Here is a 25195-nt window from a genome sequence, read left to right as displayed (position 1 = left end):
GCATCAGGCCTCGTGTGCGCGCAGGAAGCGGAAGAACTCGACACCTTCGCGCAGGCGGCGCTTCATCATGTCCCAGCTCGTCAGCATCTCGCGGACGATCTCCCAGATCTTCGACGGACGGAAGTAGAACTGGCGATAGAACTGCTCGAGGTGGTGATAGATCTCGTCGCGCGACAGGTGCGCATAGCCGATCGCCGCGAGCTGCACGCCTTCCTTGCTCACCAGGTTGATGGTCTTGTTCTCTTCCATCCAGCCGTTTTCCACGGCCTGCTTGTAGAGCGTCGTGCCCGGATACGGTGCGGCGAGCGAGACCTGGATCGTGTGCGGATTGATTTCCTTCGCGTACTCGATCGTCTTCTTGATGGTCTCCTGCGTCTCGCCCGGCAGGCCGAGGATGAAGGTGCCGTGGATCTTGATGCCGAGCTTCTTGCAGTCCGCGCTGAAGCGGCGCGCGAAATCGGTGCGCACGCCCTTCTTGATGTTCACGAGGATCTGGTCGTCGCCGGATTCGAAGCCGACCAGCAGCAGGCGCAGGCCGTTTTCCTTCATGACCTTCAGCGTCTTGTACGGCACGTTCGCCTTCGCGTTGCACGACCACGTCATGCCGAGCTTGCCCAGGCCGATGGCGATGGCTTCGGCGCGCGGCAGGTCGTCGGTGAAGGTGTCGTCGTCGAACATCAGTTCCTTCACTTCCGGCATGTTGTCGCGGATCCACTTCGCTTCCGCGAGCACGTTCTCGACCGAACGCGTGCGGTAGCGATGGCCGCTGACCGTCTGCGGCCACAGGCAGAAGGTGCAGCGCGACTTGCAGCCGCGGCCCGTGTAGATCGACACGTACGGATAGTTGAGGTAGCCGATGAAGTAATTGTCGATCTTCAGGTCGCGCTTGTAGACGGGCGCGACGAACGGCAGTTCGTCCATGTTCTCGAGGATCGGACGCGCTTCGTTGTGCTCGATCGAGCCGTCCTTCGCGCGCCAGCTCAAGCCCTTGATCTCCGGGAACGGCTTGCCTTCGGCGATTTCCTTGCAGGTGTAGTCGAATTCCTCGCGGCACACGAAGTCGATGGCCTCGCTCGCCGTGAGCGAGTTGTGCGGATCGACCATCACCTTCGCGCCGACCATGCCGACCAGCATCGACGGCTTCATCTTCTTCAGGTCCTGCGCGAACATTGCGTCGGTCGGGAACGACGGCGTGCTCGTGTGGATGATCACGAGGTCGTAGTCGTTCGCGATCTTCAGCGTTTCCTCGACCGACAGGCCGTCGGCCGGTGCGTCGACGACGCGGCTGCCCGGCACGAGCGCGGCCGGCTGCGCGAGCCACGTCGGATACCAGAAGGAACGGATTTCGCGCTTCGCCTGGTAGCGCGAGCCGGCTCCGCCGTCGAAGCCGTCATACGAAGGGGCCTGCAAGAACAGCGTTTTCATGAATGCTCCGGTAGCCTGCATAGTTCGATTCGTCACAACGATTCAGTCAAAAAACCGCGGGCCGCCCTGCCGGCGCCCGCCTCTCTGTCATGTCGCGCCGCGCGGCCTCGCCGCGCAGCGCGTCTCGGCCCTCGGGCCGGGTTCGGTCGGAACGGCCCTAGCGGCCGTCCACTGCTTCCACTGCCGCCGTCGCGCGCTCGCCGCCGACGACCGTCATCCTCGCGCCGCGCCACACCACGTGCGTGCCGAACGCGGCCACAAGCCATTCGAGCGCGAGCAGCGTATCGCGCACCGCGACGAGCGGCAGGTCGCGCCAGAACGCGCGCCAGCCGTCCTCGCCGCGCGCGTGCAGCACCAGCCGCCCGAACGCGCCCACCACGGCCGCCCAGCCCGCCAGCGCGCCGGCGAAGGTGCCGTCGAGGCGCAGCGCGAGCGCCGCGCCGATCGCGAGCCACGGCACGGTAAACGTAATGAACAGGAACGCGAAGCCGGCCGGGTTCAGCGAACGGATCGTGCGCAGCCAGCGGGTCTCGCGGTGCCACAGCGGCCCGAACGACGGTTCGATCACGTCGGTCGCGACCTCGACCTCCGACAGCACGGTGCGTCGCCCGAGGCGGCGCGGCAGCTCGGCCAGCCAGAAATCGTCGGCCAGTTCGTCCTTCAGCGCGGGAAAGCCGCCGATCCGGTCGAGCGTGTCGCGCGTCAGCGCGAGCGTCGCGCCGAAGCCGAAGCGGCTCGAGCGCCCGAGGTGCGTGATCCGCACCGACGGGGCGAACCATGCGTCGACGAATTGCGCGCCGATCCGCGTCCAGAACCCGCCGACGCTGCGCGCATGATACAGGCACGTGACGACACCGACCGACACGTCGGCGAGCGGCGCCGTCACGCGCTCCAGATAGTCGGGCTTCACCGCGATGTCGCTGTCCGCGATCACGATGCGGCCGTACTTCGCGCGCTCGGCGAGGTTGATCAGGTTGCTGACCTTCAGGTTCTTGCCATGCACGCGCGCGTCGATCACGAGCGTGATGTCGCACTCGGGATAATCGGCGCGCAGCCGTTCGACCACGGCAATCGCCGGATCGACCGCCGATGCGACGCCGAACAGCACTTCATACCGCGGATGGCGCTGCTCGCAGAACGTCGCGAGGTTTTCGTACAGGTGCGGCTCCGCGCCGCACAGCGGCTTGAGCACGCTGACCGGCTCGAAGCCGTCGCGCACGGCCGTGCGCGGCGTACGCGGCCGCGGCGCGAACGCGGCGACGAGCGCATAGCCGGCCGCGGCCAGCGTGAAGACGATCAGGAGCCAGTCGAGCATCGTTGCGGTGGCCGTCATGCGCGACGCCTCCCGGCGAACTGAACGCCATGGAGAACGCTTGCACATGATTGAGCGTGATTCGGTATTCCGACAACGACGAACGCGGGCACGACCCGACTCCTTGTTCCAGCAGCGCCTGTATATAGGGGGAGGCTCGACCCATCCTTCGGATACGGCCATGCCCGGCTTCGCGTGGTGCATCTCCGCGCGACGCCCGGACGGGATGCGGGAAGATTCGTATGGCTACCTTCGGCACAACATGGGTAGGCGCCGGATTTTAGCAGCCTGCGGCACCCCGCGCTCGGCACTACGAGAAACGGACTGGTGCAATTCCGGCAAAGCTGTGCTGTCGGCGAACCATTTGGGCGCACCCGCGTTCACATTAGCGTAAGCGGTTTGCAGGCGTATTGCAGTCTTGAAAATCATACGTTTCGTGCAAATTTGTACGTCGATGCGGATTCACGTCCAATCGCCGTAAAGATCGGTAATTAATCGGCGATTAGATTGATTTTTGCAACGATCGCCGAATTCGACCCTGCACCCCTGAAACGCGCATGGGTATCGGGCCACCGCCAGCACGTTCCGGAACCCTTTGGCAAAATCCTTGGCATTTGTTGCGTCAGCGCATCACCGCGCGCGCCCCTTTCGAAGGCCATCCGATGACTCCGTTTTCCGTACTCGATCTCGCCCCCATTCCGGCCGGCGCCGACGCCGCCCAGGCATTCCGCAACACCGTCGATCTCGCGCAGCATGCGGAACGCTGGGGTTACCAGCGCTACTGGCTCGCCGAGCATCACAACATGCCCGGCATCGCGAGCGCGGCCACGGCCGTCGTGATCGGCCATGTCGCGGGCGCCACGCGGACGATCCGGGTCGGGTCGGGCGGCATCATGCTGCCGAACCACGCGCCGCTGGTGATCGCCGAGCAGTTCGGCACGCTCGCGTCGCTGTATCCGGGGCGCATCGACCTCGGCCTCGGCCGCGCGCCCGGCACCGACCAGACCACGTCGCGCGCGCTGCGCCGCGACTTGATCGGCAGCGCCGACTCGTTTCCGGATGATGTCGCCGAGCTGCAGCGCTACTTCGCCGAGCCGGTGCCCGGCCAGCGCGTGCGCGCGGTGCCCGGCGCAGGGCTCGACGTGCCCGTGTGGCTGCTCGGCTCGAGCCTGTTCAGCGCCCAGCTCGCCGCGATGCTCGGGCTGCCGTTCGCGTTCGCGTCGCACTTCGCGCCGGATTACCTGATGCGCGCGCTCGAGATCTATCGTGCGCAGTACCGGCCGTCGGCCGCATGGCCGAAGCCGCATGCGATGGTCGGCGTCAACGTGTTCGTCGCCGATACCGACGACGAGGCGCGGCGCCTGTTCACGTCGCTGCAGCAGCAGTTCATCAATCTGCGGCGCGGCACGCCGGGCAAGCTGCCCCCGCCGGTCGACGTGCTCGAGGCAAACGAGCTCGAACTCGCGACCGTTGCGCATTCGCTGTCGTTCGCGGCGGTCGGCTCGCGCGACACGGTGCGCGACAAGCTGCGCGACCGCATCGCGCAGACGGGAGCCGACGAGCTGATCGTCACCGCGCAGATCTACGATCACGCGGCACGGCTGCGCTCGTTCGAATTGACCGCGCAGATTCGCGACGAGCTCGCGAGCGAAGCGCGCTGACGGCACGCGCCCGGGCCGCCTGCGGCCGGCCCCGCATCACTGCGGGTGCACGGCCTCCAGCCCGTCGAGCAGCGCCTTGTGGAACGCGTCCGGATCCTGGATCTGCGGCGCATGGCCGAGCGCCGGGAACTCGACGAGCTGCGCGCCGGGAATCGCCGCCTGCGTGCGCTTCGCGAGTTCCGGGTAGCGGCCGAGCTTCGCATGCACGTCGGGCGGCGAAACGTCCTTGCCGATCGCGGTCGTGTCCTTGTCGCCGATCATCAGCAGCGTCGGCACGCGGATCGCGCCGAGTTCGTAGACCACCGGTTGCGTGAGGATCATGTCGTAGATCAGCGCGGAGTTCCACGCGACCGCGTCGCGACCGGCGCCACGGTACATCCCGGCCAGCATCTGCACCCAGCGCTCGTACGACGGCGACCACTTGCCCGCGTAGTACGTGCCCTGCTCGTAGCGGCGAATGCCGTCGGCCGTGGTCTTCAGCTCGCGCGCATACCAGTAGTCGACCGGCAAAGGCGGCACGCCGAGCGCCTTCCAGTCCTCGAGGCCGATCGGGTTCACGAGCACGAGCTGGTCGGTCGCCTTCGGATACATCAGCGCGTAGCGCATCGCGAGCATCCCGCCCGTCGAGTGGCCGACGATCGTCGCCGACTTCACCCCCACCGATTCGAGCAGCGCATGCGTATTGCGTGCGAGCTGCTGGAAGCTGTACTGGTAGCGATCGGGCTTCGACGACTTGCAGAAGCCGATCTGGTCCGGTGCGATCACGCGATAGCCGGCGCGGCTCAGCACGCCGATCGTGTCCTCCCAGGTCGCCGCGCAGAAGTTCTTCCCGTGCAGCAGCACGACGGTGCGGCCGTTCGGGTGGGCCGGCTGCACGTCGAGGTAGGCCATCTCGAGGGTTTCGCGCTGCGACACGAACGTGTAGAGATGCACGGGCGCCGGATAGGTGAACCCTTCCAGGCGCGGGCCATACACGGGCCCGTCGTTGCCGGCGGGCGATGCGGCGGCGGCCATGGCAGGCACGGCGCACGCGACGGCGACACCCGCGCCGAGCACGGCGGCGCGCACGGCAAACAACATCTTGCGAATCGAAAGCATGGCGATCACGGTGATTGGAGACGCACGCGGGCGGCCGGGCCGTCTCGCGCCCCGCGATTCTACGCGGTCGCGCTGACGACGGCGCGCAACACTCCGGCGCCGCGCGACTTCCGCGCGCGCGACGAACTCGGGTATCGTGTGACGTGACCCTGAAACGCGTGCAGGCGCTTCCCATGAAAAACGTCCTCAGCATTCAGTCGCACGTCATCTACGGCCATGCCGGCAACAGTGCGGCCGTGTTCCCGATGCAGCGCCTCGGCGTCAACGTCTGGCCGCTCAATACCGTCCAGTTGTCGAATCACATGCAGTACGGTCACTGGGCCGGCAGCGCGATCGATGCCGCGAAGATGGAGCAGCTCGTCGACGGCATCGCCGCGATCGGCGCACTCAAGCGCTGCGACGCCGTGCTGTCCGGCTTCCTCGGTTCGCCGCCGCAGGCGCGTGCGGCCGTCGAAATCGTCCGCTCGGTGAAGGCGATGAACCCGAACGCGTGGTACTTCTGCGATCCGGCGATGGGCCAGACGGGCGGCATCCGGCCCGAGCCCGGCGTCGAGGAGTTCATCGTCCAGGAGATGCCGGCGCTCGCGGACGGCATGTCGCCGAACCACACCGAACTGCAGAAGCTCGCCGGGCGGCGCATCGAAACCGTCGCCGAAGCCGTCGAAGCCTGCCGCTCGCTGATCCGTCGCGGCCCGCAGATCATCCTCGTCAAGCACCTGCACGACCGCAACAGCCCCGCCGATCGTTTCAACATGCTCGCGGTCACCGAAACCGAAGCGTGGATCGGCCAGCGCCCGCTGTACGCGTTTCCGCGCCATCCGGTCGGCGTCGGCGACCTGACCAGCGCGATCTTCGTCGCGTGCCGGCTGCGCGGCGACTCCGTGCGCGCGGCGTTCGAGCATACGCTCGCGGCCGTGCATGCGGTCGTGAAGGCGACCTACGATGCGCGCCGCTACGAGCTCGAACTCGTCGCCGCGCAGGACGAAATCGCGCGCCCGAGCGAATGGTTCGGCGCGTGGGTCACGGACGCCTGACACGCCGGCATCGCCTCCGCTTCACCGGTGCGCATCCCGCGCCGCATTGCTTTCCCGCCTCATCCCTGCCGCACCGCGACCACTGGCGACATTCGCCCGACGCCGCTTCGAGATCGCTTCGATGCGGATGCAAACGTTTCCGGACTTCACATGAATGACACCGATTCCCCGCTATGCTCGCGGCGGCACCACCCGGCGCAGCCGCATCCTGCGACCCGGGTGCGCCCTTCCAGCAGGTCCCGCCAATCGGCTCCCCCCTTTACCGCACGATAACGACCATGACCCGATCGAACCGTCGTGACTTCCTGCGCGTCGCTGCCGGCACCGCCGGCGCCGCCGCGCTGAACCTGTTCCCCCCCGTGATTCGCGATGCGCTTGCGATTCCCGCGAACCGCCGCACCGGCACCATCCGCGACATCGAACACATCGTGATCCTGATGCAGGAGAACCGCTCGTTCGACCACTACTTCGGCACGATGCGCGGTGTCCGCGGCTTCGGCGACCCGCGTCCGCTGCGCCTCGCGAACGGCAAGTCGGTGTTCCACCAGCCGGTCGGCCCGGCCGAGCTGCTGCCGTTCCATCCGGGCGCGGACAAGCTCGGCCTGCAGTTCCTGCAGGACCTGCCGCACGGCTGGCAGGACATGCACGCCGCGTGGAACAAGGGCCGCTACGACCAGTGGGTGCCGAACAAGGGCACCACGACGATGGCGTACCTGAAGCGCGACGACATCCCGTTCCACTACCAGCTCGCCGACGCATTCACGATCTGCGACGCGTACCACTGCGCGATCCCGAGCTCGACCGACCCGAACCGCTACTACATGTGGACGGGTTACGTCGGCAACGACGGCACGGGCGGCGGCCCGGTGCTCGGCAACGAGGAAGCGGGCTACGGCTGGACGACCTATCCGGAAGTGCTGGAAAACGCCGGCGTGTCGTGGAAGATCTACCAGGACGTCGGCACCGGCCTGAACGCCACCGGGTCGTGGGGCTGGACGCAGAACCCGTACATCGGCAACTACGGCGACAACTCGCTGCTCTACTTCAACCAGTACCGCAACGCGCTGCCCGGCACGCCGCTGTACGACAAGGCGCGCACCGGCACCAACATCAGCGCGGGCGGCACGCTGTTCGACATCCTGCAGCAGGACGTGAAGAACGGCACGCTGCCGCAGGTGTCGTGGATCTGCGCGCCGGAGGCGTATTCCGAGCATCCGAACTGGCCGGCGAACTACGGCGCGTGGTACATCGAGCAAGTACTGAAGGCGCTCGTGTCGAATCCGGAGGTATGGAGCAAGACCGCGCTCTTCATCACGTACGACGAAAACGACGGCTTCTTCGACCACGTGCAGCCGCCGTTCGCGCCGCAGTCGCGCGACAACGGGCTGTCGACGGTCGCGACGACCAACGAGGTGTTCCCCGGCGACGCATCGCACATGGCCGGCCCGTACGGGCTCGGGCCGCGGGTGCCGATGCTCGTCGTGTCGCCGTGGACGAAGGGCGGCTGGGTCTGCTCGCAGACCTACGATCACACGTCGCTGCTGCAATTCATCGAGGCACGTTTCGGCGCGCAATACCCGGTCAAGGCCGGCAACATCTCGCCGTGGCGCCGCGCGGTGTGCGGCGATCTGACCGCCGCGTTCGATTTCGCGACGGCCGATGCCGGCTGGCCGACGCTGCCTGACACGAGCGGCTACGCGCCGCCCGACCGCCTGCGCCATCCCGACTACATCCCCGTGCCGCCGGTGCTGCAGAAGCTGCCGAAGCAGGAGGCCGGGCTGCGGCCGGCGCGCGCGCTGCCGTACGAGCTGTTCGTGCACGGCCGCGTCGAATCGGTGAACGGCCTGTTCCGGCTGACCTTCGCGAACACGGGCCGGGCAGGCGCCGCGTTCCAGGTGCAGTCGCGCAATCGCCTCGACGGCCCGTGGGCGTACACGGTCGAAGCCGGCAAGCGGATCGCCGACACGTGGAGCGCCGCGGCGTCGCTCGGCCTGTACGACCTCGACGTGTACGGCCCGAACGGCTTCTACTGCCATTTCCGCGGCCCGTTCGCGACCGGCGTCGGCAGCGCGAACGTGAATCCCGAGGTGATCTACGGCTACGACGTCGCGAACGGCAACATCACGCTGCGCCTGATGAACCGCGGCCACAAGGCCGTGCGGCTCAAGGTCACGAACGCGTACGGCCACGGCCGCGCGCGCACGTTCGACCTCGCGCCGGGCCAGCACGTCGACGACTACTGGGATCTGCGCGGCAGCCACGGCTGGTACGACCTGACCGTCAGCGACGGCCGCCTGCTCGGCTTCCTGCGCCGCTTCGCGGGTCACGTCGAGACCGGCCGCCCGAGCACCAGCGATCCGCTGATCCGCACGCACGCATCGCACGACGATGCCGAAGCCGCATCGGACGCCCTGTCCGACTGACGGCATCCCGTGCGCGGCGCGGCCCCGGCGGGCCGCGCCGCCTCCCTGTCTCCCCCTCCTCTCCGCCCGCTCCGTTCGCGACGGGAAACTCCCGATACCGGCTGCCGCCGCACGCGCGGAAGCTATGCGCAAATCCGCACCGAATGCGCGGCGAATTGCCAAGACCCGGGCATATCGGCGACCTATAAATCGAGGCGATCGGGGCGCTTCTTCGCGGCGCCTGACGGGAGATTCTTCCGAGGATAACGATGCCGACCTCCCTGCCCGATTCCGAGAAGCGGTCGAACCGCCCGCCCGTCGCACGCACCCGGCCCGCCCGGGCGCATGCGGTACTCACTCGCAGGTGTCGAACAAGAGGAACAACATGAAATTCCGTCATTCCCTGCTGTCGGTGTCGATTGCATCCGCGCTTGCCCTCCTCTCGCAACAGGCCGCCCAGGCCGCCGATACGACCGACGTGAAGGTCGGCTTCGCCGCGCCGCTCACCGGCGTGAACGCCGGTTACGGCAAGGACCTGCAGAACGGCGTGCAGCTCGCGCTCGATGACGCCGCCGCGCAAAAGGTGCAGATCGCCGGCAAGCCGGCCCACTTCAACCTCGTCGTGCAGGACGACCAGGCCGACCCGCGCATCGGCGTGCAGGCCGCGCAGGCGCTCGTCGACCAGAACGTGTCGGTCGTGGTCGGCCACTTCAACTCGGGGACGACGATTCCGGCATCGGTCGTCTACGACAAGGCCGGCATCCCGGTGATCGATCCGGCCGCGACCAACCCGACGCTCACCGCGCGCGGGCTCGCGAACATGTTCATGGTGATCGCGACCGACGGCCAGAACGCGGGCAACGCGGGCAAGTACGCGGTCGACGTGACGAAGGCGAAGCGCATCGCGATCATCGACGACCGCACCGCGTTCGGCCAGGGCGAGGCCGACGAGTTCGAGAAGGCCGTGAAGGCAGCGGGCGGCAACCTCATCGGCCGCGAATTCACCAGCAACCAGGCGGTCGACTTCCGCGCGCAGATCACGAGCCTGAAGGCGAAGAATCCCGACCTGATCTTCTTCGGCGGCCTCGATTCGCTCGCCGCGAACTTCATCAAGCAGATGCGCCAGCTTGGGCTGAACGCGCAGTTCGTCGGCGGCGGCGGCGTGAAGGACAACGAGTTCATCAAGATCGCGGGCCCGGCCGCCGAAGGCGCGATGGCGTGGGAGTACGGCCGGCCGCTCGACGAGCTGCCGCAAGGGAAGGATTTCGAGGCGCGCTTCAAGAAGCGCTTCGGCGTCGACGTGCTGTCGTACGCGCAGTTCGGCTACGACGCGGCGTGGGCGGCGATCAAGGCGATGCAGGCGGCCGGCTCGACCGACCCGAAGGTCTATCGCCCGGCGCTGAAGAAGATCGACTTCGAAGGCGTCACCGGCCGCATCTCGTTCGCGAACGACGGCTCGCTGAAGAGCGGGATGTCGACGCTGTACCAGGTGAAGAGCGGCGCGTGGAAGACGATCACGACGAAGGGAGGCTGATCGGCGGTGCCGGCGGCCGGCGGCGGCAACGCCGCCCGCCCCCGGCGATCGATGAACGGATATCGATCTTGTATGACGACTGATGTTGAGGCGATTCGACCGGGGCGGCGGCACTGTAGGCCGCGCCGCCCGGTGCGTCAGCCGGCCTCGGCCTCGGCCGCCTCGTGCGCGCGGCGCAGCCGCTCGCGGCTGTTGGTGAGGTGCGTGCGCATCGCGGCGCGTGCCGCTTCCGGGTCGTGGCGCGCGATCGCCTCGTAGATATCCTCGTGCTCGTGGTTCAGCCGGCCGACGTAGCGCTCCAGATCGTCGCCGGCAAAGCGGGCCGAATTCACGCGCGTGCGCGGAATGATCGACGTGCCGAGCTGCGTCATGATGTCGACGAAATAGCGGTTGCCGGTGGACTGCGCGATCTGCAGGTGGAACTGGAAGTCGAGCTGCGCCGTGTCGCGGCCGCCGCCCGCCCCCGATGCGATCGCGTCGAGCGCGCGCCGCAGCGCGGCCAGGTCGGTATCGTTCGCGCGTTGCGCGGCCAGGCTCGCGCATTCGCTTTCGAGGCTGATGCGCAGTTCCAGCACCGCGAGCACGTCGCGCAGCGTCGTGATCGTCGCCGGGTCGATGCCGAGCGTCTGGCGGCGCGACGGCTCCAGCACGAAGCTGCCGATGCCGTGGCGCGTCTCGACGAGGCCGCTCGCCTGCATCCGCGAGATCGCCTCGCGCACGACCGTCCGGCTCACTCCCTGCGCCGCCATGACTTCGGTTTCGGTCGGCAGCTTGTCGCCGGGACGCAGCGTGCCGTTTTCGATCTGCGCGGTCAGCGCGTCGACGACATCTTGTGCGAGGCTGCGTGCGCGACGGCGCGGCGCTGCGGGAAGCGTAGGCACGGACATGAGGCCGGTTCCTTTTTGAATGATCGTAATGTGAGCCGAGGGTTTACGCGGGGTTTGAGCGAAAGCCGATGATTCATTATACTGCGTCACAAGTCATCCGACGACTGATGATCGAAACACGGATCTCCTGTCGACTCAAGCGAGCAGTCCTGCGCCGCCTGGTCCCATGTCTTACGATCAGCCAGCGTTCGCGTTCTGCGCTCCGCTGGTCAGGTTGTCGCTCCCACCCCGTTTCGGGTTGCGTCGACCTGCGGGGCTTGCGCGCCGCGCATGTCGGTTGTCGAATGATCGCACCTCCCGTCGCGCGCGGCAAAGCTTTTGCCGCACGGCATTGCCCACCCTTTCGCCATCGCCGCCCATGAACGCCGTCACTGCCTCGCCCTCCCACGACACGCCGCGTATCGTCGACCTGCAAGCGATTCCGGTCGCCGGCCACGACAGCATGCTGCTCAACCTGAGCGGCGCACACGGCCCGTTCTTCACCCGCAACCTCGTGATCCTGAAGGACAGCGCGGGCCGCACCGGCGTCGGCGAAGTCCCGGGCGGCGAAAGCATCCGCCGCACGCTCGACGATGCGCGCGCGCTCGTCGTCGGCCAGCCGGTCGGCAATTACCACGCGGTGCTCAACGACGTGCGGCGCACCTTCGCCGACCGTGACGCGAGCGGCCGCGGGCTGCAGACCTTCGACCTGCGCACGACGATCCACGCGGTCACCGCGCTCGAAGCCGCGCTGCTCGACCTGCTCGGCCAGCATCTCGGCGTGCCGGTCGCCGCGCTGCTCGGCGAGGGCCAGCAGCGCGAGCGCGTCGAAATGCTCGGCTACCTGTTCTACATCGGCGACCGCACGAAGACCGCGCTCGCCTACCGCGACGGCAGCGGCGCGACCGACGACTGGACGCGCGTGCGAGACGAAGCCGCGCTGACGCCCGAGGCCGTCGTGCGGCTGGCCGAGGCCGCGCATGCGCGCTACGGCTTCAACGACTTCAAGCTGAAGGGCGGCGTATTCGAAGGCGCGCGCGAGATCGAGGCCGTGACGGCGCTCGCCGAGCGCTTCCCCGACGCGCGCGTGACGCTCGACCCGAACGGCGCGTGGTCGCTCGACGAGGCCGTGCGGCTGTGTCGCGACCAGCATCACGTGCTCGCCTACGCGGAAGATCCGTGCGGCGCGGAGAACGGCTACTCGGGCCGCGAGGTGATGGCCGAATTCCGCCGCGCGACGGGGCTGCCGACGGCCACCAACATGATTGCGACCGACTGGCGGCAAATGGGTCACGCGGTGCAGCTGCAGGCCATCGACATCCCGCTCGCCGATCCGCACTTCTGGACGATGCAGGGTTCGGTGCGCGTCGCGCAGATGTGCCGCGACTGGGGCCTCACATGGGGCTCGCATTCGAACAATCACTTCGACGTGTCGCTCGCGATGTTCACGCACGTCGCGGCCGCCGCGCCGGGCCAGGTCACCGCGATCGACACGCACTGGATCTGGCAGGACGGCGAGCGGCTGACGCGCGAACCGCTGAAGATCGAGAACGGGCTGGTAGAGGTGCCGAAACGGCCGGGGCTCGGCATCGATATCGACATGGATGCCGTCGCGGTCGCGCACGAGCTGTACAAGCAGCACGGGCTCGGTGCCCGCGACGACGCGGCGGCGATGCAGTATTTGATTCCGGGCTGGACCTTCAACAACAAGCGCCCCTGCCTCGTGCGCTGAGTGCGGGTGCGGCCGGGCGGCAGGGTCGCCCGGTCGAGCCTGGGCCGGGCCTACTCGGCCAGCCCTGGCCGGCCGCACCTACCCGGCCAGCCCAATCCCCCTCGCCATCCCCGACGCGGCGAACACGATGACGATCACCAGCACCGCCTGCCAATGGCCGATCCGCACATAGGTGCGCGCACGGCCGAGATCGGGCATCTGCTGCTGCCGCGCGGCGATGCGCCACCGGATCAGCCCGAGCATCGGCACGACCTCGAGCAGCAGGATCACCACGAGCGCGGTCATCTTCAAGTGAAAGAGCGGTTCGTGCAGGTAATACGCGGCGCCCTTCTCGAAACCGCCGAACGCGCGCATCAGGCCCGTCACGATCAGCACGAGCGCCGATAGCCCCCACGCGGCATCCGCCTTGAATACGCCGGGCAAGTCGGCCGCCTGCGCCGACGCGATGAGGCGGCGCAACGCGCGGTTACGCCCCGCGATCGCGGCAAACGCGACGCCGAACGCACTCAGGTGAACGGCAGCCAGCAACCAGCGGACGATCATCACGCCTCCTTGTCGCCCGCACGCCGTGCGCGGGACTTGTCAGACGATCTGCTTGAGCGCGGCGTCGAGCGCGAGCACCGCGACGCGGTCGCCCTCGGTCGCGAGCGGCGCACGCATGACGATCTGCCGGTTATGGCCGACGGCCGCCGGGGAATCCCACAGCAGTTCGACCTTCGGTCGATTGAAGAAGCTGCCGCGGCGCGGCGGCACGACGGCCGGCTGCGCGTCCGCTGCACCGTCGCCTGCGGCAGGCGCCGCGCGGCCGGGCCAGCGCACCGACAGTTCGCGCGCATCGTACTGGCCGACCTTGCGGCTTTCCATCCACACGATCGCGGTGCGCGTCAGCACGTCGAGCGAAATCGCATAACGGCCGACCGCGAAGCGGCGCGCGGCCACGTTGGTCCGCCACAGCGGCCGCGGGCGGCAGATCCAGACGATCGCCGCATAAAGTGCCGGTGCGGCGACGAGCCAGCCGTTGGTCGCCGTCACCGCATGCAGCGCGAGGCGCCAGCCGTCCACCCAGACGAACATGCCGATCGACCAGACCGCGAACAGGAAACCGATCAGCGCGAAGACGCGCAGCGCCTGGCGCAGCCACTGCGGCAGCGGATGAAACGGCCGTTCGGCGCGCGCGACGGCGCCCGGCAATGCGAGCAGCAGGAAGATCAGGAGAAGGTAGACGAACGCCCAGGGCGACGACACCATCGCCGACAGCGACGAGCGATAGCCCATCTGGGACATCGAGAACAGCCAGCGCGCGAGCAGCACGAGACCGATCGCACGCAACGCGAAGATCACACCGGCGCCGGGGGCCGGCGCTGCGCGCGTGGATTTCGTTCTCGCCAAGACTGCTCTCCTCTGGATATTCGTGCGGGGCCGGATTTCACGGCACGGCCATTATAGGGACATTACCGTCTGGACAGACGGACGGATGCCCTCCCGGGCCGCTTCTGGGGCCGTTCGCGGCGTCGGGCGCGGCGAGAATACAACAGATCCGCGCCGTGGATGTGACAACGCCCCGCCGGGAACCCGGACGGGGCGTCGATGGCAAGCCGCGCGCCGCAGCGCGGCGGCGGCCCGCAATCAGCTTGCGTTGACTTCGCGCAGCACCGTGCGGCGCTTCTGGCGCAGCAGTTCCTCGTAGCCCTTCACGTAGTTCTGCGCCATCACCTTCGACGAGAAGCGGGCTTCGAACGCGGCGCGGACCTTCTCGCGCGGCAGCGTATCGAGGCGCTTGAGCGCGGCAACCGCCGACAGCTCGTCTTCGACGACGAAGCCCGACACGCCGTTGTCGATCACTTCCGGCACCGAGCCGCGCTTGAACGCGATCACCGGCGTGCCGCAAGCCATCGCCTCGATCATCACCAGGCCGAAGGGCTCCGGCCAGTCGATCGGGAACAGCAGCGCGTGCGCGTTGCCGAGGAATTCGGTCTTTTCGGACTCGCTGATTTCGCCGATGTACTCGACGTGCGGCAGCGCGAACAGCGGCTTGATCTTCTCTTCGTAGTACGCGCGGTCAGCCTTGTCGAGCTTCGCGGCGATCTTGATCGGCAGGCCGGCCTGCTCCGCGATGCGGATCGCCGTGTCGACGCGTTTCTCCGGCGAGATGCGGCCCAGGAACGCGAGGTAGCTCGGCTTCACGTCCGGGATCGGCGTCAGCAGGTTTTCCGGCAGGCCGTGGTAGACGGTCGACAGCCAGTTCGCCTGCGGCAGCGGGATGCGCTGGTTGTCGGAGATCGACACGACCGGCACGTCGCTGAATGCGTTGAAGATCGGCTGCAGTTCCGGCAGGTCGAGACGGCCGTGCATCGTCGTCAGATGCGGGACCGGCTGGCGCGAGAACAGCGAGAACGGGTAGTAGTCGATGTGGCAGTGCAGGACATCGAACTCTTCCGCGCGACGGCGCACCTGCTCGAGGAGCAGCATGTGCGGGGCCATCACGTCGCGGATCGTCGGGTCGAGGCGCAGCGCCTGCGGCCAGCAGGCTTCGAGCTTCGCGGAGGTTTGCGAATCGCCGCTCGCGAAGAGCGTGACGTCATGCCCCATCTCGACAAGTGCTTCGGTGAGGTAGGACACCACTCGCTCGGTGCCACCGTACAGTTTCGGGGGCACCGCTTCGTGCAACGGAGCGATTTGGGCGATTCGCATGCGTAACTCCTAAAAAATCGGCTAAAAACCAGGTATGGGTCGGCAACCTGCCGGCGGTCCGGGCTGGATGCAGGTCGTCCGAAGATCGGACGAATCAGCCTGCCGGGGGCGTCGAACCCGCGCTGCTCAAGGAGCGTCGGCGACGCGACAGGCATAGAACGTTTGAAACGAAGACCCGTTGACAGGGGTTCGTAAAAAACCTGGAATCGAACCCGGAGCCGATTATCTAGGGTTAATCCCGATACGGCGCACAACATTTCAAACACTTTACTTTGTTACAAAGGCGCAACACTTTGCAACCCGCGGACTTGGGTGTCCGTTCTAGAGTGGAAGGCCCTTTTGGCATTCCTTGACCCCGTGACCGCCGGCAGCGTGATTCCGGCACATGAGGCAGGACGGGATGCCGGATTTTATCTCAAAATCGACCGCGAGCCCCTGGCCAAGGCAAGATTCGCGCAGCGCGACACGCGGGCTTGTTTACAATGCCGGATTATTCAGTCCGGGCGAACGCCGGCCTGCGATCCAGCCGCCACGCTCACTCACCGAATCACCGCACGCATATTTTGGAATCTCTCACCCCTGCCCAGCGCAACGCCCACAACGCGAAGCTGTCGAGCTACGCGCATCGACCGATCGCGTTCCTGTTCCGCTACATCCGCCTGCATCCCGTCGCCCACCTGATCGTGCTCTGCAGCGTGCTGGCCGCCGTCGGCTGCGCGCTCGGCTCGCAATACGCGATCAAGCACCTGATCGACGTGCTGGCGACCGGGCGGCATCACCCCGGCCCGCTGTGGAGCGCGTTCGCGCTGCTCGTCGGGCTGATCGCGGCCGACAACCTGCTGTGGCGCGTCGGCGGCTGGTTCGCCGCGCACACGTTCGTCGCGGTCACCGGCGATCTGCGGCGCGACTTGTTCCAGTACCTGATCGGCCATTCGCCCACCTACTACGCCGAAAAGCAGCCCGGCACGCTGGCGAGCCGCATCACGGCCACGTCGAACGCGGTCTACACGTCGGAGAACACGATGGCGTGGAACGTACTGCCGCCGTGCATCGCGGTGATGGGCGCGATCCTGATGATCATCGTCGTCAATCCGATGATGGCCGCCGGCCTGCTCGGCTGTTCGGCCGTGCTGTCCGTCATCCTGTTCAAGCTCGCCGGGCGCGGCTCGGCCCGCCACCACGCGTTCGCGGCGAAGGCCGCGGCAGTCGACGGCGAGCTCGTCGACGTGATCGGCAACATGGGCCTCGTGCGTGCGTTCGGGATGACGCTGCGCGAGCAGAAGCGCTTTGGCGCAACGGTCAAGGCCGAGATGGATGCGCGCCAGCAGAGCCTGCTCTATCTCGAGAAGCTGCGCCTGCTGCACGCGGTGATCACCGCGATGCTGTCCGCCGGCCTGCTCGGCTGGGCGCTGTGGCTGTGGGACCAGGGCCGCGCGACGTCGGGCGACATCGTGCTCGTCAGCTCGCTCGGCTTCACGATCCTGCACGGCACGCGCGATCTCGCGGTCGCACTCGTCGACGTCACGCAACACATCGCGCGCCTGTCCGAAGCCGTCAAGACGCTGCTCGAGCCGCACGGGATGCCGGACCGCTCCGACGCGCAGCCGCTGTCGGCCACGGGCGGCCGTGTCGATTTCGAGCGCGTGACGTTCGCGTATCCGCACCGCCGCGCGATCCTCGACCACTTCGACCTCCGTATCGAGCCGGGCCAGCGCGTCGGCCTGATCGGCAAGTCGGGCGCCGGCAAGTCGACCGTGCTTGCGCTGCTGCAACGCTTCTACGACACGCAGGACGGCGCCGTGAAGGTCGACGGCCAGGACGTGAAGACAATCACGCAGGACAGCCTGCGCCACGCGATCGCGCTCGTGCCGCAGGACATCTCGCTGCTGCACCGGACGATCTACGACAACATCGCGTACGGCCGCCCCGACGCGACCCGCGACGAAGTGCTCGCCGCCGCGCGCGACGCGCGCTGCGCGGAATTCATCGAAGCGATGCCGGAAGGCTATGACACGATCGTCGGCGACCGCGGCGTCAAGCTGTCGGGCGGCCAGCGCCAGCGCATCGCGATCGCGCGCGCGATCCTGAAGGATGCGCCGATCCTGCTGCTCGACGAAGCGACGTCCGCACTCGACAGCGCGTCCGAGGAAGCGATCCAGAGCGCGCTCGACCGCCTGATGGTCGGCCGCACGGTGATCGCGATCGCCCACCGCCTGTCGACGCTGCGCAACTTCGACCGGATCATCGTGATGAACAACGGCAAGGTGATCGACGACGGCCCGCCCGACGTGCTGCGCAACCGTCCGGGCCTGTACCGCGACCTGCTCGCGAAACAGCACGGCCGCCATCACTCCGCACCGGACGGCAGCACGCCGACCGGCGAACGCGTGGCCTGACACCTCGGCTGCAGCCGACAAAAAAGCCGCAGTGCTTCAGGCACTGCGGCTTTTTTATCGCTCGATGAACCGCCGTTTACGCGTGCTGCAGATCGCGCAGGAAGTTGTCGCGCCACACCGACACGTTGTTCTCGCGAAGCTGCGCGATCATGTCCGTATAACGCGCGCGCCGCTCGGCGAGCGGCATCGTCAGCGCCTGCGACAGCGCATCGGCCATCCCGTCGATATCGATCGGATTGACGATCAGCGCCCCCGTCAGCTCGCGCGCGGCGCCGGCGAAGCGCGACAGCACGAGTACGCCCGGATCGTCCGGATTCTGCGCGGACACGTACTCCTTCGCGACGAGGTTCATCCCGTCGCGCAGCGGCGTCACATAGCCGACCCGCGCGAGCCGGTACAGCGCAGCGAGCAGCTGGCGGTCGTACTGGCGATGGATATAGAGGATCGGCGCCCAGTCGAGCTCGGCGAAGCGTCCGTTGATGCGCCCCGACTCCCCTTCGAGCTGCAGGCGGATGTCCTGGTACGCGCGCAGTTCCGCCCGGGTCGACGGCGCGATCTGCAGGAACGACACGCGATTGCGATGCGACGGCTCGTGCTCGAGCAGCTTCTCGAACGCGCGAAAGCGCTCGACGAGCCCCTTCGAGTAATCGAGCCGGTCGACGCTCATGATCAGCTTGCGGCCGCGCAGCGACGTCGCGAGCGTGCGCACCGCCTTGCCGTGCTCGCCGGCCTGCGCGAGCGACGCGATCTCGTCCGGATGCACGCCGATCGGATAGGCGGCCGCGCGCAGCGTCCGGCCGAATGCGCGCACCGTCGCCAGGTGGCCGTCGCGCTCGATCGTGCCGCCCGCTTCCGACTCGACGTAATCGCAGAACGCGCGCAGGTCGGGTTCGGTCTGGAAGCCGAGCAGGTCGAACGCGCACAGCGACTCGACGAGGTCGCGATGCGGCGGCACGCTGACGAGCACCTGCGCAGCCGGAAACGGAATGTGCAGGAAGAAGCCGATGCGGTTCTTCACGCCGGCCGCGCGCAACGCGCGCGCGAACGGGATCAGGTGATAGTCGTGCACCCAGATCACGTCGTCGTCCTGCAGCAGCGGCACGAGCTGCTGGGCAAGCCACACGTTCACGCGGCCATAGCCTTCGAACTCGTGACGGTCGTACTGGATCAGGTCGGTGCGGTAGTGAAACGCGGGCCACAGCGTCGCGTTCGAGAAGCCGCGGTAATACTGGTCGTAGTCGCGCCGCGACAGGCCGATGGTCGCGAACGTGACCGGCCCGTGCTCCTCGACGCGGATCTGCGGCGCACCGGACGCGACGACCTCGCCGCTCCAGCCGAACCACATGCCGCCCGTCTCCTTCAGCGCATCGTAGACGCCGATCGCGAGGCCGCCCGCTGCCGGTTCGCCTTCCGAAATCGGCGCGACGCGGTTTGAAACAATGATGAGGCGACTCATGCGTCAGGCTGCTCCGCACCGAGCCAGCGCGCGATCTGCTCATGCAGCGCGTCGACCGAATCGAGCCGCGCGCGGGCAGACGTCTCGCCCGCGCCGACCTTGATCGACAGGCCGCCGCGCGCGTTGACCACCGCGAAGCCCTTCTCGTCGGTCAGGTCGTCGCCCGCGAACACCGGCACACGCCCCGCGAACGGCGGCTCGTCGAGGAACGCAGCGAGCGCGCGCCCCTTGTCGACGCCTTTCGGCTTGATCTCGAACACCATCTTGCCGGGCTGCAGCACATACGCATCGGCATAGTCGGCGACGAGGCGCTCGGTGGCCGCGCGTGCAGCCGCCTCGCGCTCGGGCGCGTTGCGGTAGTGCAGCGCGACGGCCGCGCCCTTGATTTCGAGCAGCATGCCCGGATGACGGTCGACGACGGCCGCCAGCTCGCGCTCGATGCGCAGCAGGCGTTCGTCGTTGAAGCCGATGCGCTGCGTGTCGCCGTTCGCATCGCGGCGCTCCGCGCCGTGCAGGCCGGCGATCGGCATGCCGGGCATCTTCAGGAACGTGTCGATATTGTCGATGCCGCGCCCGGACACGATCGCGACCGCGCCGTGCGAGCGGCGCCGCAACTCGTCGAGCAGCGTCAGCAGCGACGGCGGAACATGAATGCTGTCGGGCGTCGGCGCCAGTTCGACGAGCGTGCCGTCGAAGTCGAAGAAGAACGCGGTATCGGTCAGGGACAGGGAAGCCGGAACGGATTGCATCGATTCGATAGTGTGAGGGCCGGCGGGCAAACGCCGGGCGGCCGCTGCGCGAATGGAATTGTGCGCATCTTACCGCGCCTGCGCATCGAGATGGGCGAAACCGGTGCGGCGCCGGCGTCGCGCCGCCGCGCGCGTCAACTGCGACATATTGCCCCGCTCGCCCGCGGCGTACGGGTTTCGAAAGGACGCGGGCGCGCGAATTGCGCTACAGTCGCAACCGCCTGCCGCGCGACGCATGGCGCCGCGCCGGCCGGCCACCATTCCGTCCGATCGAGCCCCAGGATGTCGTCTCGCACCACGCCGCACCGGCGCTTCTCCCGCCTCATCCGCACGGCCGCGGCTCTCGCCGCCGCCGTGGCGCTCGCCGCGTGCACGCACGACGAGCCGCGCTGGAACCTGACCAACGTCACCGGGCACCTGCCCGACCTGTCGTTCGCGCTGACGGGCGGCGACGGCCACCCCGTCGACGCCGATGCGTTCCATGGCCAGGTCGCGCTCGTCTACTTCGGCTACACGCACTGCCCCGATGTCTGCCCCGAAACGATGGCGCGGCTGATGGAAGTGCTGGCGAAGCTCGGCCCGCAGGCCAACAACGTGCGCATCCTGTTCGTCTCGGTCGATCCTGCACGCGACACGCCGCAGGCAATGCAATCGTATGTCGCCGCATTCGATGCCGCGCATGCGCGCGGCCTGACCGGCACCGACCGCCAGATCGAATCGCTCGCGAAACGCTATCGCGTCGCCTACCAGATGGAAAAGCGCGATCCGTCCGGCGGCTACGAAGTCACGCACAGCTCGGCCGTCTACATCTTCGACGCGAGCGGCCGCGCCCGCCTGCTGGCGACCGACCGCGACTCGCCCGACGCCATCGCCGCCGATCTGCGCCGGATCATCGACACCGCCTCCACGACCTGAATACATCCCGACATGAAAACGACAACGACCCTCAAGACGCTCGCCCTCCTCACCGCGCTGTGTGCCGGCGCCCACGCGTATGCCGCCGGCGCGGTCACCGCGCAGAACGCCTGGGTGCGCTGGCTGCCGAACAAGCTGCCGGCCGGCGGCTACGTGACGCTCGTGAACACGAGCGACAAGCCGGTCGATCTCGTCGACGTCGACAGCCCCGACTACGGGATGGCGATGCTGCACCAGACCGTCTCGAACGGCTCCACGCAGAAAATGGAAATGGTCGACAAGCTGACGATCCCCGCGCGCGGCAAGGTCGACATCGCGCCGGGCGGCTACCACTTCATGCTCGAGGAGCCGAAGCACGCGATCAAGCCAGGCGACACCGTACACCTGCGCCTGAAGTTCTCCGACGGCGAAACGGTCGATGCGCCGTTCGCCGTGAAATCGCCGGCCCAGGCGAAGTGATGCGCGCGCGATGAACCTCCTGTACTGGCTCGATCCGTGGGAACCGTCGCCCACCGTGGTGATCGCGGTGCTGACCGCCGCCGTGCTGTTCGCACGCGGCGTGAAGAAGGCGAAGGTGTCGCCGCTGCGGCAGTTCTCGTTCTGGTTCGGGCTGACGGCGCTCTACATCGCGCTGCATACGCGGCTCGACTATTTCTTCGAGCACGAATTCTTCCTGCACCGCGCGCAGCATCTGGTGCTGCACCACCTCGGGCCGTTCTTCATCGCGCTGTCGTATCCGGGCGCCGCGATGCGCGCGGGCATTCCGTTCCGCTGGCGGCAGCGTTTCGTGCGCCCCGCGCTCGCGTGGGCGCCCGTGCGCGCGACGCTCGACGTGGTGTTCCATCCCGTCGTCGCGGTCGTGCTGTTCGTCGGGCTGATCTATTTCTGGCTGCTGTCGCCGATTCACTTCATCGCGATGCTCGACTGGCGTCTCTATCGCGTGATGAACTGGAGCATGGTGATCGACGGGCTGCTGTTCTGGTGGCTCGTCGTCGATCCGCGTCCCGCGCCGCCCGCGCGGTTGTCGCCGGGCCGCCGGATCCTGATCGTCGTCGCGGCGATCCCGCCGCAGATCGCGCTCGGCGCGCTGATCTTCTTCACGCCGCACGAGCTGTATCCGATCTATTCGATCTGCGGCCGCGCGTTCACGTGGCTGAGCCCGCTGCGTGACCAGCAGATCGGCGGCCTGCTGCTGTGGATTCCCGGCTCGATGATGAGCGTGATCGGCGCGCTGATCGCGCTGCGCCACTGGCTGCGGCTGTCCGCGCGCGGCCGCCTGATCGATGAACGGGCCGCGGCACAGCGCGCAGCCCGGCCGCCGGTCGCGCACGCCGCGCACTGACGGCGGCACGGCGCATCGCGCATTACGCGCGTGCGCTGCTCATCCACACGTGCGGGATGCCGTCCTCGTCGTGCACGTCCGAACTCGGCGTGAAGCCGAATGCGCCGTAAAAACGCTGCAAGTGGGCCTGCGCATGCAGGCTCACCGGCGTATCCGGCCACTGCGCGCGGATATGCTCGAGCGCGCGCGACAGCAGCCCGTTGCCGAGGCCCGCGCCGCGAAACGCGGCGGTCGTCAGCACGCGGCCGATGCGGACATCGGTGTGCTGCGCATCGGGCAGCAGCACGCGCAGATAGCCGGCCAGGCGGCCTGCCGGATCGAAGGCGGCCAGGTGCCATGCGGCCTGGTCCGCGTCGTCGATGTCGCGATACACGCAGTTCTGCTCGACGACGAACACCGCGCTGCGCGCTTCGAGGATCGAATAGACTTCGCGCGCCGTCAGCGCGTCGAAGGATTTCCAGCGCCAGTCGAGATCGGCGGCGCTCGGGGATGCAGCGGATGCGTTCATGGTCGGTCCTGATTCGGGCGCGCCGGCCGGCGCGCGGCAATCGACGATTATGCCTCGAAGCGCACGCGCCGCGCGACCGACTGCCCGCGCATATAAACAGGCCCCGCATTGCGCGGGGCCTGTCCGTCATGCCGGCATCTGGCCGAAGCGGCCGCTGTTGAAGTCCTCGATCGCGGTACGAATCTCCGCTTGCGAGTTCATCACGAACGGCCCGTAACCGACGACGGGTTCGTCGATCGGTTCGCCGCTCAGGATCAGCAGCTTCGCGTCGCCGTTCGCTTCGATCTCGACATCGCTGCCATCGCGGCCAAGTTGCACGAACTGCGCTTCGCGGGCGACCGTCTCGCCATTCACCTGCACGGTGCCGCTCAGCACGACCACCGCGAGCGTACGCCCTTCGGCGATCGGGAACCGCGCATGGCCACCGGCCACGAGCCGCACGTCCCACACGTCGATCGGCGTATGCGTGCGGGCCGGGCCGCGCCGCCCGTCGAGCTCACCCGCGATGATCCGCGCGCGCCCCGCGCCGTCCGGCAGCTCCACCACGGGGATGTCGGCGTTCAGCAGCGTCTGGTAGCCGGGCGCGCCCATCTTGTCCGCGGCGGGCAGGTTCACCCACAGCTGCACCATCTCGAGCGGGCCACCGCGCTGCGTGAACCCTTCCGAGTGGAATTCCTCATGCAGGATCCCGCTCGCGGCCGTCATCCACTGCACGTCGCCCGGGCCGATCACGCCGCCCGCGCCGGTCGAGTCGCGGTGCGCAACTTCACCGTCATAGACGATCGTCACCGTCTCGAACCCGCGGTGCGGATGCTGGCCGACACCGCGCGGTGCCGAGGCCGAGCCCGGCTCGAACGTGGTCGGGCCGGCGTAATCGAGCAGCAGGAACGGGCTCAGGTGCGCGCCGTGGGACTGGTAGCTGAACATCGAACGCACCGGGAAACCGTCGCCGACCCAATGGCCGCGCGGCGCACTGTACACACCCTGGATCTTCTTCATTGCCTTCTCCGAATTGCGGCGAAACACGTGTTTCGCATCCTGGGTAGAAATATAGTGGTGGAACGATCGATCCGGTAGACTGCCAAAATCGCACGCAGCGTTCCATTTCATGAACGATAAAGCGCGGGATCTGAACGATCTCTATTACTTCGTACAAGTCGTCGAACACGGCGGCTTCGCGCCAGCCGGGCGGGCGCTGGACATGCCGAAATCGAAGCTGAGCCGCCGCATCGCGCTGCTCGAGGCGCGGCTCGGGATGCGGCTGATCCAGCGCTCGACGCGCCGCTTCACGGTCACCGACGTCGGTCAGACCTATTACGCGCATTGCCGCGCGATGCTCGTCGAGGCCGATGCCGCCGACGAGGCGATCGCGCTGCTGCACGAGGAGCCGCGCGGCATCGTGCGCGTCAGTTGCCCGATCGTGCTGCTCGATTCGCTGGTCGGCACGATGATCGCCGCGTTCATGGTCGCGTGCCCGCGCGTCGAGATTCATCTGGAAGCGACCAACCGGCGCGTCGACGTGGTCGGCGAAGGCATCGACGTCGCGATCCGCGTGCGCCCACCCCCGCTCGAAGACAGCGATCTCGCGCTGCGCGTGCTGGCCGAGCGCGGCCAGTGCCTCGTCGCAAGCCCGGCGCTGCTGCGCGAGCATGGCGCCCCGGCCGTTCCCGCCGATCTCGCGCGCGTGCCGAGCCTCGATCACGGCGCCCCGCAGTCCGCGCACGTGTGGCGGCTGCGCGGGCCCGACGGCGCTCACGCGGAAATTCATCACCAGCCGCGCTTCGTGACGGGCGGCATGCTCGCGCTGCGCGCGGCAGCCGTCGCGGGCGTCGGCATCGTGCAGTTGCCGACGATGATGGTGCGCGATGAGGTCGCGCGCGGCGAGCTGGTGACCGTGCTGCCCGACTGGGCGCCGCGCCGCGAAATCGTGCATGCGGTGTTCGCGTCGCGCCGGGGATTGCTGCCAGCGGTGCGCGCCCTGCTCGATTTTCTCGCGGAGCGGTTTGCCGAACTCGAACCCGATTGAGCGCGCCGCTTCACGCGTGACCGGGCGCTGCAAACCCTGCGCGCGTGC

General features: G+C 67.8%; 21 protein-coding genes. 10 read left to right on the top strand and 11 right to left on the bottom strand.

Features of this window, described 5'->3' with window-relative positions:
• Positions 1 to 3: 3 nt before the first annotated feature.
• The gene (hpnJ, locus tag CFB43_RS05925) at positions 4 to 1446 is read right to left on the bottom strand and encodes a hopanoid biosynthesis associated radical SAM protein HpnJ (protein WP_306426965.1); all 1443 of its coding nucleotides are present in this window, start codon (positions 1444 to 1446) and stop codon (positions 4 to 6) included.
• A 136-nt stretch (positions 1447 to 1582) separates the two neighbouring features.
• A complete protein-coding gene (gene hpnI / locus CFB43_RS05920; RefSeq protein ID WP_089494404.1) occupies positions 1583 to 2758 on the bottom strand; it encodes a bacteriohopanetetrol glucosamine biosynthesis glycosyltransferase HpnI in 1176 nt (391 codons plus the stop codon).
• A gap of 641 nt (positions 2759 to 3399) precedes the next feature.
• Between hpnI and CFB43_RS05915 the strand changes: the two genes are divergently transcribed.
• A complete protein-coding gene (locus CFB43_RS05915) occupies positions 3400 to 4398 on the top strand; it encodes an LLM class flavin-dependent oxidoreductase (protein ID WP_089495260.1) in 999 nt (332 codons plus the stop codon).
• Between the two features lie 36 nt (positions 4399 to 4434).
• Here the strand turns inward: CFB43_RS05915 and CFB43_RS05910 are convergent, their stop codons facing one another.
• Entirely contained in the window at positions 4435 to 5496 is a 1062-nt protein-coding gene (locus CFB43_RS05910) for an alpha/beta fold hydrolase (RefSeq protein WP_089494403.1), read from the bottom strand.
• A 173-nt stretch (positions 5497 to 5669) separates the two neighbouring features.
• Here CFB43_RS05910 and pdxY point away from each other — a divergent pair, with 173 nt between their 5' ends.
• From pdxY to CFB43_RS05890, 3 genes are all read left to right on the top strand, one after another.
• Positions 5670 to 6530, top strand: a complete 861-nt coding sequence (gene pdxY / locus CFB43_RS05905) for a pyridoxal kinase PdxY (RefSeq protein ID WP_039348286.1) — start codon at positions 5670 to 5672, stop codon at positions 6528 to 6530.
• 278 nt (positions 6531 to 6808) lie between these two features.
• Positions 6809 to 8953 carry a phosphocholine-specific phospholipase C gene (locus CFB43_RS05900; RefSeq protein WP_089494402.1) on the top strand — a complete coding sequence of 715 codons (2145 nt, stop codon included), beginning with the start codon at positions 6809 to 6811 and terminating at the stop codon, positions 8951 to 8953.
• Between the two features lie 364 nt (positions 8954 to 9317).
• Positions 9318 to 10466 (top strand): branched-chain amino acid ABC transporter substrate-binding protein, encoded by a 1149-nt coding sequence (locus CFB43_RS05890; RefSeq protein ID WP_089494401.1) that lies wholly within the window; start codon positions 9318 to 9320, stop codon positions 10464 to 10466.
• Between the two features lie 137 nt (positions 10467 to 10603).
• Here the strand turns inward: CFB43_RS05890 and CFB43_RS05885 are convergent, their stop codons facing one another.
• Positions 10604 to 11353 (bottom strand): FadR/GntR family transcriptional regulator, encoded by a 750-nt coding sequence (locus CFB43_RS05885; RefSeq protein WP_089483607.1) that lies wholly within the window; start codon positions 11351 to 11353, stop codon positions 10604 to 10606.
• A 358-nt stretch (positions 11354 to 11711) separates the two neighbouring features.
• On the opposite strand from CFB43_RS05885, the gene gudD reads away from it, so the two are divergent.
• Positions 11712 to 13064 carry a glucarate dehydratase gene (gene gudD, locus CFB43_RS05875; protein WP_089495259.1) on the top strand — a complete coding sequence of 451 codons (1353 nt, stop codon included), beginning with the start codon at positions 11712 to 11714 and terminating at the stop codon, positions 13062 to 13064.
• A 78-nt stretch (positions 13065 to 13142) separates the two neighbouring features.
• Here the strand turns inward: gudD and CFB43_RS05870 are convergent, their stop codons facing one another.
• From CFB43_RS05870 to CFB43_RS05860, 3 genes are all read right to left on the bottom strand, one after another.
• Positions 13143 to 13607, bottom strand: coding sequence for a DUF2214 family protein (locus CFB43_RS05870; RefSeq protein WP_089494399.1), 465 nt, complete (start codon positions 13605 to 13607; stop codon positions 13143 to 13145).
• 39 nt (positions 13608 to 13646) lie between these two features.
• Entirely contained in the window at positions 13647 to 14453 is an 807-nt protein-coding gene (locus CFB43_RS05865) for a hypothetical protein (protein WP_089494398.1), read from the bottom strand.
• Between the two features lie 237 nt (positions 14454 to 14690).
• Positions 14691 to 15755 (bottom strand): glycosyltransferase family 4 protein, encoded by a 1065-nt coding sequence (locus CFB43_RS05860; protein WP_089494397.1) that lies wholly within the window; start codon positions 15753 to 15755, stop codon positions 14691 to 14693.
• A 563-nt stretch (positions 15756 to 16318) separates the two neighbouring features.
• Between CFB43_RS05860 and CFB43_RS05855 the strand changes: the two genes are divergently transcribed.
• Entirely contained in the window at positions 16319 to 18151 is a 1833-nt protein-coding gene (locus CFB43_RS05855; RefSeq protein ID WP_089494396.1) for an ABC transporter ATP-binding protein, read from the top strand.
• Between the two features lie 76 nt (positions 18152 to 18227).
• Here CFB43_RS05855 and otsA read toward each other — a convergent pair whose 3' ends face one another.
• The gene (gene otsA, locus CFB43_RS05850) at positions 18228 to 19607 is read right to left on the bottom strand and encodes an alpha,alpha-trehalose-phosphate synthase (UDP-forming) (protein ID WP_089494395.1); all 1380 of its coding nucleotides are present in this window, start codon (positions 19605 to 19607) and stop codon (positions 18228 to 18230) included.
• Entirely contained in the window at positions 19604 to 20356 is a 753-nt protein-coding gene (gene otsB / locus CFB43_RS05845) for a trehalose-phosphatase (RefSeq protein WP_089494394.1), read from the bottom strand. The genes otsA and otsB overlap by 4 nt, the downstream gene beginning before the upstream one ends.
• A gap of 282 nt (positions 20357 to 20638) precedes the next feature.
• Here otsB and CFB43_RS05840 point away from each other — a divergent pair, with 282 nt between their 5' ends.
• From CFB43_RS05840 to CFB43_RS05830, 3 genes are read left to right on the top strand one after another with little or no spacing between them, the layout of a single operon-like run.
• Positions 20639 to 21271 (top strand): SCO family protein, encoded by a 633-nt coding sequence (locus CFB43_RS05840; RefSeq protein ID WP_089494393.1) that lies wholly within the window; start codon positions 20639 to 20641, stop codon positions 21269 to 21271.
• A 12-nt stretch (positions 21272 to 21283) separates the two neighbouring features.
• Positions 21284 to 21730, top strand: a complete 447-nt coding sequence (locus CFB43_RS05835) for a copper chaperone PCu(A)C (protein WP_089494392.1) — start codon at positions 21284 to 21286, stop codon at positions 21728 to 21730.
• 10 nt (positions 21731 to 21740) lie between these two features.
• On the top strand, positions 21741 to 22613 hold the full coding sequence (locus CFB43_RS05830; RefSeq protein ID WP_089439565.1) for a cytochrome c oxidase assembly protein: 873 nt from the start codon (positions 21741 to 21743) through the stop codon (positions 22611 to 22613).
• A 22-nt stretch (positions 22614 to 22635) separates the two neighbouring features.
• Here the strand turns inward: CFB43_RS05830 and CFB43_RS05825 are convergent, their stop codons facing one another.
• Both CFB43_RS05825 and CFB43_RS05820 read right to left on the bottom strand, forming a co-directional pair.
• Complete coding sequence (locus CFB43_RS05825; RefSeq protein ID WP_034186526.1) at positions 22636 to 23121, bottom strand: GNAT family N-acetyltransferase; 486 nt, start codon at positions 23119 to 23121, stop codon at positions 22636 to 22638.
• 126 nt (positions 23122 to 23247) lie between these two features.
• Entirely contained in the window at positions 23248 to 24120 is an 873-nt protein-coding gene (locus CFB43_RS05820) for a pirin family protein (RefSeq protein WP_089495258.1), read from the bottom strand.
• Positions 24121 to 24229: 109 nt separating this feature from the next.
• On the opposite strand from CFB43_RS05820, the gene CFB43_RS05815 reads away from it, so the two are divergent.
• Positions 24230 to 25147, top strand: a complete 918-nt coding sequence (locus tag CFB43_RS05815; protein ID WP_089494391.1) for a LysR family transcriptional regulator — start codon at positions 24230 to 24232, stop codon at positions 25145 to 25147.
• Positions 25148 to 25195 lie beyond the last annotated feature (48 nt).

This window comes from Burkholderia sp. AU15512 (assembly GCF_002223325.1).
Lineage (GTDB): Bacteria > Pseudomonadota > Gammaproteobacteria > Burkholderiales > Burkholderiaceae > Burkholderia.
This window is presented reverse-complemented; position numbering and strand designations above follow the sequence as displayed.